The sequence below is a fragment of the Amycolatopsis lexingtonensis genome (genome assembly GCF_014873755.1).
GTDB classification, from domain to species: domain Bacteria; phylum Actinomycetota; class Actinomycetes; order Mycobacteriales; family Pseudonocardiaceae; genus Amycolatopsis; species Amycolatopsis lexingtonensis.
Window position 1 is genome coordinate 9,476,568 of the sequence record NZ_JADBEG010000001.1, and the last position, 14,132, is coordinate 9,490,699.

Here is a 14,132-nt window from a genome sequence, read left to right on the forward strand (position 1 = left end):
CCATGGCCACAGCACCGGACAAGATCGTCGAAGCCCTGCGCGCGTCGCTCAAGGAGAGCGACCGGCTGCGGGAACTCAACCGGCGGCTCGAAGCGGCGGCGGGCGAGCCGATCGCCGTCATCGGGATGAGCTGCCGCTACCCCGGCGGCGCCGGGTCCCCCGAGGAACTTTGGGACCTCGTCGCCCGCGGCGGCGACGCCGTCACCGGCTTCCCCGCCCGCCGCGGCTGGGACCTCGAGGGGCTCTACGACCCGGACCCGGACGAGCCGGGCAAGGTCTACACCCGCGAAGGCGGTTTCCTGCACGACGCCGACCACTTCGACCCGGCGTTCTTCGGGATCAGCCCGCGCGACGCCCTCGCCATCGACCCGCAGCAGCGGCTGCTGCTGGAGGTGTCGCACGAGGCGTTCGAGCGGGCCGGGCTGACCGCGGACGCGCTGCGCGGCAGCCGCACCGGCGTGTTCGCCGGCGTGATGTACAACGACTACGCGGGCCGGATGTACCAGGTCCCGGAGGGCTTCGAGGGCCTGCTCGGCAACGGCAGCGCGGGCAGCGTCGCCTCCGGGCGGCTCGCCTACACCTTCGGGCTCGAAGGGCCCGCGGTCACCGTCGACACGGCGTGCTCGTCGTCCCTCGTCGCCGTCCACCTCGCCGCGCAAGCCCTGCGGCAGGGGGATTGCAGCCTCGCGCTCGCCGGGGGTGTGGCCGTGATGGCGACGCCGTCCGCGCTGATCGAGTTCAGCCGGCAGCGGGCTCTCGCACCGGACGGCCGCTGCAAGGCGTTCGCGGCGGCCGCCGACGGCACCAGCTGGGCCGAGGGTGCCGGAGTCCTGCTCCTGGAACGGCTTTCCGACGCCGAGCGGCTCGGCCACCCGATCCTGGCCGTCGTCCGCGGTACCGCGGTGAACCAGGACGGCGCGTCCAACGGCATGACCGCGCCCAACGGCCTCGCGCAGCAGCGCGTGATCCGCGCGGCGCTGGTCAACGCGGGACTCACGGCGTCCGAAGTGGACGCCGTCGAGGCGCACGGCACCGGGACGTCCCTGGGTGACCCGATCGAAGCCGAGGCGCTGCTGGCGACGTACGGCCAGGACCGGGAGCGGCCGCTGTGGCTGGGGTCGCTGAAGTCGAACATCGGGCACACGCAGGCCGCCGCCGGGGTCGGCGGGATGATCAAGATGATCCAGGCGATGCGGCACGGCGTGCTGCCGAAGACGCTGCACGTCGACGCGCCGTCGCCGCACGTCGACTGGACGGCCGGGGCGGTCGAGCTGCTCACCGAGCCGGTGGCGTGGCCGGAGACCGGCGCGGTCCGGCGAGCGGGTGTCTCGTCGTTCGGCGTGAGCGGTACGAACGCGCACGTCATCCTGGAGTCGCCAAAGCGCCCCAATGTGGCGTTGGGTGCATCTGACGCACCGAACGCCACATTGGGTGCGCTGGACGCACCGAACGCCACATTGGGGCGCTTGGTGCCTTGGGTGCTCTCCGCGCGCAGTGAACCGGCGTTGCGGGCGCAGGCGCGGAACTTGCTGAGCCTGGTGGACGGCGACCCGGCCGCTGTCGGGGCCGCGCTCGTGCGGACGCGGCAGGTGTACGAGCACCGGGCCGTCGTCGCCGGGGACCTGCGGGCCGGGCTGACCGAGCTGGCCGAGCAGGGCGTCGGGGCCGAAGTCGCGCGGGGGACGCGGCGGGCCGTGTTCGTCTTCCCCGGGCAGGGTTCGCAGTGGGCGGGGATGGGGCGCGAGCTGCTGGCCACCGAACCGGTGTTCGCCGCCCGGATGGCGGAGTGCGCGGCCGCCTTGAAGCCTTTTGTGGATTGGGACCTGTTCGACGTCCTCGACGGTGACCTCGAACGCGTCGACGTCGTGCAGCCCGCCCTGTGGGCCGTGATGGTTTCGCTCGCCGAAGTCTGGCGCTCTCAAGGCGTCGAGCCCGCCGCCGTGATCGGGCACTCCCAGGGAGAGATCGCGGCCGCGGTGGTCGCGGGTGGACTGTCGCTTGAGGACGGTGCCCGCGTCGTTGCGCTGCGGAGCAAGGCGATCCTGCGGTTGTCGGGTCTCGGGGGCATGGTGTCGCTCACCGTTCCCGTGGAGCGCGCGCGTGAGCTGATCGCGCCGTGGGACGAGCAGCTGTCGATCGCCGCGGTCAACGGGCCGTCCTCGGTGGTGGTCTCCGGTGACGCGGGCGCCCTCGACGAGCTGCTGGCCCAGGACCTCCCGGCCAAGCGGATCGCCGTCGACTACGCGTCCCACTCCGCCCACGTCGAGGCCATCGAGGCCGAGCTGCTCGAAGTGCTGGCCCCGATCCGCCCGCGCACCGGCGAGGTCCCGTTCCACTCCACCGTCACCGGCGAACTGCTCGACACCGCCGCGCTCGACGCCGCCTACTGGTACCGCAACCTGCGTCAGACCGTCCACTTCGACCGGACCGTGCGCGGCTTCGGCGGCAAGCCGGTGTTCGTCGAGTGCAGCCCGCACCCGGTGCTCGTCCCCGGCCTCGACGAAGCGGGCGTCGGCACCCTCCGCCGCGGCGACGGCGGCCGCGTCCGGCTGCTCACCTCGCTCGGCACCGCCTTCGGCCACGGCGTCGACGTCGACTGGGCGCGCGAGTTCGACGGCGTCGACGCGACCGGCGTCGAGCTGCCCACCTACCCGTTCCAGCGCACGCCGTTCTGGCTCGACGCCCCGGCGGTCACCGGCGACGTCGCCGGGCTCGGCTCGGCCGGGCACCCGCTGCTCGGCGCGGTCGTCGCGCTCGCCGACGGGGACGGCTACCTCTTCACCGGCCGGCTTTCGGTGCGGTCGCACCCGTGGCTGGCCGACCACGTCGTCCGCGGCTCGGTCGTGCTGCCCGGCACCGCGCTGCTCGAACTCGCCGCGCGAGCCGCGCAGGAGACCGGTACCCGGGTCGTCGAGGACCTCGTCATGGAGGCGCCGCTGGTGCTGCCCGAGCAGGGCGCCCTCGAGGTCCAGGTCTCGGTCGGCGCGCCCGACGGCACCGGACGGCGCCCGGTCGGCGTCTTCAGCCGGGCCGGCGACGACGGCTGGGCCCGGCACGCGAGCGGCGTGCTCGGCGGCCCCGAACCGGCGGGCACGGACCTGCTGACCTGGCCGCCCACCGGCGCCGAAGCCCTCGACGTCGACGGCCTCCACGACCGGTTCGCCGCCCAGGGCTTCGCCTACGGCCCGGCGTTCCGCGGGCTGCGCGCGGCCTGGCAGCTCGGTGAAGAGATCTACGCCGAAGTCGCGCTCCCGGCCGACCTCGCGCCCGAGGCGGCCCGGTTCGGGCTGCACCCCGCCCTGCTCGACTCGGCCCTGCAGGCCGCGGCCCTCGGTGGCGGCGAGCGAGCGCTGATGCCGTTCGCGTGGTCCGGTGCGGTTCTGCGTTCGGGCGGTCCGGCCACCCTGCGCGTCCGGCTCCGGCCCGCCGGTGACGACGCCGTGGCCCTCGACATCGCGGACGGCGCCGGGATCGCCGTGGCCACCGTGTCGTCCCTGGTCCTGCGGCCCCTCGCCGCACAGCAACTCGTCGCCGACTCGCTGTTCCGTCCGGAGTGGACGCCGGTCGCGGTGCCGTCCGATGTGGACGCCGACCTGACGCTGGTGCACGTCACCGGCGATCCGGCCGACGTCGGCGGGAGCGTCCGGCGCGTCCTGGCCGATGCGCTCGAGACGATCCAGGCGAACCTGGACGGCGACGGCCGCCTGGTGTTCGTCACCCGGGGTGCGACGACCGGGGAAGACCCCGCGGCCGCGGCCGTCTGGGGGCTGGTCCGCTCGGTCCGCGCCGAGCACCCGGACCGGTTCCTGCTCGCGGACACCGACACCGACGACGTCAGCCCGCTCCTCGCCGTGCTCGCCGCGGGGGAGGAGCCCGAGGCCGCCTTGCGTGACGGCGTGGTTCTCGTGCCGCGGCTGGTCCGCGCCGAGCAGCCGGACGCCGAGGCCGTCCCCGCCTTCGACGTCAGCGGCACGGTCCTGATCACCGGCGGTACCGGCGCGCTCGGCTCGCTGCTGGCCCGGCACCTGGTCACCGCGTACGGTGCCCGCCACCTGCTGCTGACCAGCCGCACCGGCGCGGTGAACCCCGACCTCGATGACCTCGACGCGGACGTCCGAATCGTCCAATGCGACGTCGCCGACCGCGCCCAGCTCGCCGCAGTCCTGGCGGACGAGCACGTCACCGCCGTCGTGCACGCCGCGGGCGCGCTCGCCGACGGCGTCGTGGAATCGCTGACCACGGCGGACTTCGAAAAGGTCCTGCGGCCCAAGGTCGATGCTGCCCTCGCCCTGGACGACCTCGTCGACGCCCCGGCGTTCGTGCTGTTCTCCTCGGCGACCGGCACGCTCGGCAGCGCCGGGCAGGCCGCCTACGCCGCCGCGAACGCGGTCCTCGACGCCCTCGCGCGGCGACGGCCGGGCGCGCAGTCGCTGGCCTGGGGCCTGTGGGCGCGCAGCGGCGGCATGACCGGCGCGATGACCGACCTCGACCGGCGGCGGATGACCCGCGCCGGCTTCCCGCCGCTGGCCGACGAACAGGGCCTCGCGCTGTTCGACACCGCCCGCACGCTGGCCGACGCGGTGCTCGTGCCGGTCAAGCTGAACGTCGCCGCGCTGCGCGACCAGCCGGTGCCGCCGGTGCTGCACAAGCTGGTCCCCGCGCGGGCGGCCGCGGTCGACCCCGGCCTGCGGTCGAGGCTGGCGGGCCTCGACGACGCCGGGCGCGAGCGCCTGCTGACCGAGATCGTCCGCACGCAGGTGGCCGTGGTGCTCGGCCACGCCGATGTGTCCACTGTGGATACCTCGATGGCGTTCCGGGACCTGGGGTTCGACTCGCTGACCGCGGTCGACCTGCGTAACCGGCTCTCGGCCGCGACCGGGCTGCGGCTGCCGGCCGCGCTCGTGTTCGACCACCCGACGCCGGCCGCGCTCGCCGCGTTCCTGCGGACCGAACTCGGCGGCGCCTCGGCCGTTCGTGAGACGGCCGCCGTGGCCACAGAGTCGTCTTCGGACGAGCCGATCGCGATCGTCGGGATGAGCTGCCGGTTCCCCGGCGGGGTGACCTCGCCGGAGGACCTTTGGCGGCTGCTGGACGACGGCGTCGACGCCATCGGCGAGTTCCCGGCCGATCGCGGCTGGGACGTCGAGGCGCTGTACGACCCCGAGCCCCAGCCCGGCAAGACCTACGTCCGCGCGGGCGGGTTCCTCGACGGCGCCGCCGACTTCGACCCCGGGTTCTTCGGCATCTCGCCGCGGGAAGCCCTCGCCATGGACCCGCAGCACCGCCTGCTGCTGGAAGCGGCGTGGGAGGCGTTCGAGCGGGCCGGCATCGACCCCGGCACGCTGCGCGGCAGCCGCACCGGCGTGTTCGCCGGGCTGATGTACCACGACTACGGCCCCCTCCTGTCCGACGGCGCCGACGACGTCGAGGGCTTCCTCGGCGTCGGCAACTCCGGCAGTGTCGCCTCGGGCCGGATCGCCTACACGTTCGGCCTCGAAGGCCCGGCGGTCACGGTCGACACGGCGTGCTCGTCGTCGCTGGTCGGGCTGCACCTGGCCGTCCAGTCCCTGCGTTCGGGCGAGTGCACGATGGCGCTGGCGGGCGGTGCGACCGTGATGGCCACGCCCGGCACGTTCGTCGAGTTCTCGCACCAGCGCGGGCTTTCGCGGGACGGGCGCTGCAAGGCGTTCTCGGCCGACGCGGACGGTGCCGGCTGGGCCGAGGGCGTCGGCATGCTTTTGGTGGAAAGGCTTTCCGACGCGCGGCGGCTCGGGCACCCGGTGCTCGCGGTCGTGCGCGGGACCGCGGTGAACCAGGACGGCGCGTCCAACGGGCTCACCGCGCCCAACGGTCCTTCGCAGCAGCGCGTGATCCGGGCCGCGCTGGCGAACGCGGGCCTGCGGCCGTCCGATGTGGACGTCGTCGAGGCGCACGGGACCGGGACGTCCCTGGGTGACCCGATCGAAGCCGACGCGCTGCTGGCGACGTACGGCCAGGACCGCGCGCACCCGTTGCTGCTCGGGTCGGTCAAGTCGAACATCGGCCACGCGCAGGCCGCCGCCGGGGTCGCCGGCGTCGTCAAGATGGTGCTCGCGCTCGGCCACGACACGGTGCCGCGCACCCTGCACGCGTCGACGCCGACCCCGCACGTCGACTGGTCGTCCGGCGCGATCCGGCTCCTCGCGGAGCCCGAACCGTGGCCGTCGACGGGCCGGCCGCGGCGGGCGGCGGTGTCGTCGTTCGGGATCAGCGGGACCAACGCGCACGTGATCCTCGAAGCGGCTCCCGCGGTGGAGCAGGCTGCGGTCGAGCGGGTGGTGCCGCCGGTGGTGCCGTGGGTGTTCTCGGCCCGGTCCGCGGAAGCGGTGCGGGCCCAGGCCGCGCTTGTCGACGGCGACCCGCTGGACGTCGGGTTCTCCCTGGTCACCACCCGGGCGCTGTTCGAGCACCGCACGGTCGTCCTCGACGGCGACGCGATCACCGGGGTGGCCCGGCCGGGGCGCCGGGTGGTGTTCGTGTTCCCGGGGCAGGGTTCTCAGTGGACCGGGATGGGCCGGGAGCTGCTCGGTTCGTCGCCGGTGTTCGCGGCGCGGATGGCCGAGTGCGCGGCGGCGCTGGAGCCCTTTGTGGACTGGAAGCTCCTGGACGCGCTCGACGGTGATCTGGAGCGGGTCGACGTCGTGCAGCCGGTGCTGTGGGCGGTGATGGTCTCGCTGGCCGAGGTCTGGCGCTCATACGGCGTCGAACCCGACGCGGTCGTGGGGCACTCACAGGGTGAGATCGCGGCTGCGGTGGTCGCGGGTGGACTGTCTCTTGAGGACGGTGCACGCGTGGTCGCGCTGCGGAGCAAGGCGATCCTGCGGCTGTCGGGCCTGGGCGGCATGGTGTCGTTGGCCGCGCCGGTCGAGCGCGCTCGTGAGCTGATCGCGCCATGGGACGGGCGGATTTCGGTGGCGGCGGTGAACGGCCCGTCGTCGGTCGTGGTGTCGGGTGAGGCGTCGGCGCTCGACGAGTTGCTGGCTTCGGCGGACGTGCGGGCGCGGCGGATCGCTGTTGATTACGCGTCGCACTCGGCGCAGGTCGAGATGCTGGCGGATGAGCTGATGTCGGTGCTGGCCGAGGTGAAGCCGCGGTCCGGGCGAATCCCGTTCGTGTCCGCGGTGACGGGTGAGGTGCTGGACACCGCCGGGCTGGACGCGGCCTACTGGTACCGCAACCTGCGTGAACCCGTCCGGTTCGACCAGGCCATCGGCGGGTTGCTGGATTCGGGGCACACGGCGTTCGTCGAATGCAGCGCGCACCCGGTGCTGACGGCGGGCGTCGAGGAGACGGCCGACGCTCGAGAGGTGGTGGCCACCGGCACCCTGCGCCGGGACGACGGCGGTGCCGACCGCCTCGCGCGGTCCCTCGCCGAAGCGTTCGTGGCCGGGGTCCCGGTCGACTGGACGGTCGTGTTCCGCGGGACCGGCGCGGCCCGGGTCGAGCTGTCGACTTATCCGTTCCGGCACCGGCGGTTCTGGCCGAGCGAGGCGGAACCGCGCTCGGCGAACCCGGTCGACGACCGGTTCTGGGACGCGCTGGAGCGCGCGGACCTGAGCGAACTCGGCGTCGGCGAGGAGCAGCGCGAAGCCCTGGACTCGGTGCTGCCGGTCCTGTCGTCCTGGCGGCGGCGCAGCCAGGAGAAGTCCACTGTGGACGGATGGCGGTACCGCGTCACCTGGCGTCCCCTGAGGCCCGCCGCGGCCAAGCTCACCGGCCGGTGGCTGCTGGTGGTTCCTGAGGACGGCGCCGATCCGCTCGAAACGTCCTTGGCGGCGCAGGGGGCCGACGTAGCACGGCTCGTCGTCGACCCCGCCGCCGACCGTGCGACGCTCGCGGGACTGCTCGGCGAACACCAGGACGTCACCGGAGTCCTTTCCCTGCTGGCCGCCGCGACCGGGCGGCACCCGGCCTACCCCGCCGTCCCGCTGGCGCACGCCGCCACCGTCACCCTCGTCCAGGCACTCGGGGACGCCGGTGTCGAGGCGCCGCTCTGGGTCGCCACCCGGGGCGCGCTGAGCACCGGCCCGGCCGACCCCGCCGTCGATCCGGAGCAGGCCCTGGTCTGGGGGCTCGGCCCGGTCGTCGGCCAGGAGCACCCCGGCCGCTGGGGTGGCCTGATCGACCTGCCGGCCACAGGGGACGCCGGCGACCGGGTCGCCGCCGTGCTGGCCGCGCCGGCCGGGGAAGACCAGCTGGCCGTCCGGGCGTCCGGCGTCCTGGCCCGGCGGCTGGCCCACGCCACCGACGGCGGGACCGCGAAGGCGTGGCGGCCGAGGGGAACCGTGCTCGTCACCGGCGGCACCGGGGCGCTCGGCGCGCACGTCGCCCGGTGGCTCGCCCGCGGTGGTGCCGAACACGTCATCCTCACCGGACGCCGGGGCCTCGACGCTCCCGGTGCCCCCGAGCTGGTGGCCGAACTGGAACGACACTGCCGGGTCACGGTGTCCACTGTGGACCTCGCGGACCGGGCGGCGCTCGCGGCGCTGCTGGCCGACGTCCCGCTGACCGCCGTCGTCCACACCGCCGCCGCGCTCGACGACGCCCTCCTCGAGCAGCTCACCCTCGACCAGGTCGAGCACGTCCTGCGGGTCAAGGCCGAAGCCGCGGTCAACCTCCACGAGCTGACGCACGACCGCGACCTCGACGCCTTCGTCCTGTTCTCCTCCTTCGGCGGCATGTTCGGCGCCGCGGGTCAGGGGAACTACGCCCCCGGCAACGCCTTCGTCGACGCCCTCGCGCGCCGGCGGCGGGCCGAGGGGCTGCCCGCGACCGCCGTCGTCTGGGGGCACTGGGCCGCGGGTGGCATGGCCACCGGCGCCGTCGAGGAGCGCATGCTCTCCCGCGGGGTCCCGGCGATGGACCCGGACCTGGCGATCGCGGCACTGCAGCGTGTGCTCGACCACGACGAGACCAGCGCCGTCGTCGTCGACATCGACTGGGCCCGCGTCGTCGCGGTGTCGGGGACGCCGAGCCCGCTGTTCCGCGAGATCCCCGAGGTCCGGCGGCTCGTCGCCGAGGCGGCCCCGGAAGCGGCGACCGACTTCCTCGGCGTCGTCCGCGCGCAGGTCGCGGCCGTGCTCGGCTACGACTCCGGCGCGGACGTCGACGCCGACCGGGCGTTCCGCGACCTCGGCTTCGACTCGGTGACGGCCATCGAACTGCGCAACCGTCTCCAGGCGGCCACCGGCCGGCGGCTGCCCGCGACCCTCGTCTTCGACTACCCGAACCCCGAAGCGCTGGCACGGCACCTCGGCGGCGGGGCGGAGACCGCCGCTCCCGTCACCGCGGCGAAGACGGACGAGCCCCTCGCGATCGTCGCCATGAGCTGCCGGTTCCCCGGCGGCGTCGGCTCGCCCGACGACCTGTGGCGGATGCTCGACGCGGGCGGCGAAGGCATCTCCGGGTTCCCCGCCGACCGCGGCTGGGACCTCGCTGGGCTCTTCGACCCCGACCCGGACGCCCCCGGCAAGACGTACGTCCGGGAAGGCGGCTTCCTCGACGACGTCGCCGACTTCGACCCCGCGTTCTTCGGGATCAGCCCGCGCGAAGCCCTCGCGATGGACCCGCAGCAGCGGCTGCTGCTGGAGACGTCGTGGGAGGCGTTCGAAAGCGCCGGCATCACCCCGGCCGGCCTGCGCGGCAGCCGGACCGGCGTGTTCGTCGGCGCCAGCACGTCGTCCTACGGCGCCGGGCTGGCCGAACCGCCGGAAGGGACCGAAGGGCACCTGCTCACCGGCACTTCGATGAGCGTCACCGCCGGCCGGCTCGCCTACACCTACGGCACCGAAGGCCCGGCCGTCACCCTCGACACGGCGTGCTCGTCGTCGCTGGTGGCGCTGCACATGGCGGGGCAGTCCCTGCGCAGCGGGGAAAGCGACCTCGCCATCGCCGGCGGCGTGACCGTGATGGCGTCCCCGGCGCCATTTGTGCTGTTCAGCCGCCAGCGCGGGCTCGCGAAGGACGGCCGCTGCAAGGCGTTCTCCGCCGACGCCGACGGGATGGGCATGGCCGAGGGCATCGGCATGGTCGTCCTGGAACGGCTGTCCGACGCGCGGCGCAACGGACACCCGGTGCTCGCGGTCATCCGTGGCTCGGCAGTCAACTCCGACGGCGCGTCGAACGGCCTCACCGCACCGAACGGTCCTTCGCAGCAGCGGGTGATCCGTGCGGCGCTGGCGAACGCGGGCCTGGCACCGTCCGATGTGGACGCCGTCGAGGCACACGGCACCGGCACCTCGCTGGGCGACCCGATCGAAGCGCAGGCGCTCCTGGCCACGTACGGGCAAGACCGGGAACAGCCGCTGTGGCTGGGCAGCGTCAAGTCGAACATCGGCCACACGCAGGCCGCCTCCGGCGTCGCGGGCGTGATCAAGATGGTCATGGCCCTGCGTCACGGCGTCCTGCCGCGCACGCTGCACGCGGATGAGCGCTCGACGCACATCGACTGGACGGCGGGCTCGGTCGAGCTGCTCACCGAACCGCGGCCGTGGGCGCCGGGCGGGAAGCCGCGCCGCGCCGGGGTGTCCTCCTTCGGCGTCAGCGGCACCAACGCGCACCTGATCCTGGAGGAGCCGGAGCGCCCCAATGTGGCGTTGGTTGCGTTGAATGATGCTGCGGCGCGGAGCGCCTCGGTTGAGGGTGGTGGTGGGGGCATGGATGGAGCACCGAACGCCACATTGGGTGCGCTGGACGCACCGAACGCCACATTGGGGCGCTTGGGGGGCGCCGTGCCGTGGGTGCTCTCGGCCCGGACCACTGAGGCGCTGCGGGAGCAGGCCGCGAACTTGCTGGTTCGAGTGGGTGAACAGAACCCGGCCGACGTCGGGTTCTCGCTGGCGACGACACGGTCGAAGTTCGCTCACCGGGCCGTCGTCGTCGGCCGGGACGCCGCCGAACTCCTGGACCGCCTGGCGAAGCTGGCCGGGCACGGCGTCGTGGAAGGCGTGGCCGGGACGCCCGGCAAGGTCGTGTTCGTCTTCCCCGGCCAGGGTTCCCAGTGGACCGGCATGGCCGCCGAGCTGCTGGACGCGTCCCCGGTGTTCGCCGCGCGGATGGCGGAGTGCGCGGCCGCGCTGACGTCCTATGTGGACTTCGCGCTGCTGGACGTCGTCCGCGCGGGCGAGCCGATCGAGCGGGTCGACGTCGTGCAGCCCGTGCTGTGGGCGATCCTCGTGTCGCTCGCCGCCGTCTGGGAGTCGCTCGGTGTCCGGCCCGCTGCGGTGCTCGGGCACAGCCAGGGCGAGATCGCCGCGGCCGTGGTCGCCGGGGGACTGTCCATCGAGGACGGTGCCCGGGTGGTCGCCCTGCGCAGCCAGGCCATCCGCGAGCTGGCCGGGCAGGGCGGGATGGTCTCCGTCGCGCTCGGCGCCGACGCCGTGCGCGCCCGGCTGGCGGACTATGCGGACCTCTCGGTCGCCGCGGTGAACGGGCCCGGGGCGGTCGTGGTGTCCGGCGGGGCGGATGAACTGACCCGCTTCCAGGACGCCTGCGCCGCCGACGGCGTGCGGGTCCGGCGGATCCCGGTGGACTACGCCTCGCACTCGGCCCACGTGGCCCGCATCGAGGACCGGCTGGCCGAGCTGCTGGCGCCGGTGACCCCCGTGGCCGGCCGGGTGCCGTTCTTCTCGACGGTGACCGGTGCGCCGGTCGACACGAGCACGCTCGACGCGTCCTACTGGTACCGCAACCTGCGCCAGACCGTGGAGTTCGAGCAGGCCACGCGGGCGCTGCTGGACGCCGGGCACGGCGTGTTCGTCGAATGCAGCCCGCACCCGGTGCTGACGACGGCGATCGGCGAGACGGCGGAGCACGCCGAACGCCCGGTCGTCACCGGCGGCACCCTCCGGCGCGACGCGGGCGGCGCCGACCGCGTCCTGCTGTCGGCGGCCGAGCTGTACGTCCAGGGCGTGCCGGTCGACTGGGCCGGGGTCTTCACCGGCGCCCGCTGCGTCGAGCTGCCGGTGTACCCGTTCCAGCACCAGCGGTTCTGGCTGGACTTCCAGCTGCCCGGTGCGGCGAAGGCGGAAGACGCCGGGTTCTGGTCCGCGGTGGACGCGGGCGACCCGGCCGGGCTGGCCGCGGTGCTGGGTGCCGATTCCGAGGCGGTCGCCTCGGTGCTGCCCGCGCTGGCGCGCTGGCGGGCCGACCGCGCGGAAGAGTCCGCTGTGGACTCGATGCGCTACACCGTCGAGTGGGAACCGGCCGCCGAGCCGGTCGCGGGCGGGCCGGGCCGCTGGCTCGTCGTCGCCCCGGACGACGGCGACCCGCTCATCGCGGAGTTCACCAGGCAGGGCCACGACGTCGTCGTCACCGCGCCCGGCGGGGAGCTGGCCGGCGAGTTCACCGGCGTGGTCTCGCTGCTCGCCGCCGACCGGTCCGAACTGCGGCCGGGGGTCACGGCGGGGCTCGTCGCGAACCTCGTGCTGTCCCAGAAGCTGACCGAAGCCGGGATCACCGCACCCCTGTGGTGCGTGACCCGCGGTGCCGTGCGCGTCTCGGCCACCGACCTGCCGCCGGACCCGGTGCAGGCCCAGACCTGGGGCTTCGGCCGTGTGGTCGGCCTCGAACAGCCGCAGCGCTGGGGTGGCCTGGTCGACCTGCCCGCCGAACCGGACGAAATCGCCCTCCGGCGCGGCCTCGCCACCATCACCGGCGACGGCGGAGAAGACCAGGTCGCCGTCCGTGCCGACGGAATCTTCGGCCGGCGGCTGGTCCGCGCGGCGAAGCCCGCCGCCGTGCCGGCGCCGTGGCGGCCGCGCGGCACCGTCCTGGTCACCGGCGCGACCGGTGCGCTCGGCCCGGTGATCGCCCGCAAGCTCGCCGCGGATGGGGCCGAACACCTCGTGCTCACCAGCCGCCGGGGGAACGCGGCGGCCGGGATGGCCGAGCTGGCCGCGGAACTCGAGGGCGCCGGGGTCGGCGTCACCGTCGCGGCCTGCGACGTCGCCGACCGGGACGCACTGGCGAACCTCGTCGAGAAGACCGAGGCCGACCACGGGCCGATCCGGGCGGTGGTGCACGCCGCCGCGCTGATCCGGCTCACCGCGCTGGCCGAGTCCACTGTGGAGGAATTCGCCGACGTCCTCGCGGCGAAGGTCGCCGGGGCCGCCCACCTCGACGAACTGTTCGCCGACCGCGACCTGGACGCGTTCGTGCTCTTCTCCTCGATCGCCGGGGTCTGGGGCAGCGGTGACCACGGCGCCTACGCGGCGGGGTCGGCCTACCTGGACGCGCTCGCCGAGCGGCGACGGGCGGGCGGCCGCACGGCGACGTCGATCGCCTGGGGCGTGTGGGACGCCCGGCACGTACTCGACGACGGCGTCGTGGTCGAGGACCTGATGGACCTCAACCCGGAGTGGCACGGCCTGTCCCCGATGGCGACGGCGGCCGGCATGCGCGGGATGCAGCGGGCGCTCGACCTCGACGACACCTTCGTCGCGGTCGCCGACGTCGACTGGGCGCGGTTCACCGCCGCGTTCACCTCGGCGCGGCCGAGCCCGCTGCTCGGCGGGATCGAGGACGTCCGGCGCCTGCTCGCCGCGGAAGCGGAGGCCGACGCGGCCGCTACTCCGGCGATGGAAGCGTTTCGGGAGCGGCTGCTGGCAATGTCGGTCGTCGAGCGGCAACGGACCGTGCTGGAGCTGGTCCGGGGCATGGCGGCGACCGTGCTCGGGCACGATTCGCCGTCGGCGCTCGACCCGGCCCAAGCGTTCCAGGAGCTCGGGTTCGACTCGCTCACCGCGGTCGACCTGCGCAACCGGCTCGCGACGGCCACCGGGCTGCGGCTGCCCGCCACGCTCGTCTTCGACCACCCGAGCGCCCAGGCTCTCGCCGCGCACGTCCTCGCCGAGCTCCTGCCCGGCGACGCGGGCGCGGGCCTGGCCGAGCTCGACCGGCTGGAGGCGGCGCTCGCGGCCGGTGCCGCCGACGGCCCGGCGCGCACCGAGCTGACCCTGCGGCTGACGACGCTGCTGAGCCGGCTGAACACCGCGGAAGCGGCGCCCGGGGACCGCGACCTCGGGACGGCGACCGACGACGAGCTGTTCGACGTCCTCGACGGCCTGCGCACCCCCTGACCTTCGCACCTAGGA

1 protein-coding gene is annotated in these 14,132 nt (G+C 74.5%); it reads left to right on the top strand.

Annotated features, from left to right (window positions below):
- Positions 1-35: 35 nt before the first annotated feature.
- Positions 36-14,117 (top strand): type I polyketide synthase, encoded by a 14,082-nt coding sequence (locus H4696_RS44075; protein WP_420831576.1) that lies wholly within the window; start codon positions 36-38, stop codon positions 14,115-14,117.
- Positions 14,118-14,132 lie beyond the last annotated feature (15 nt).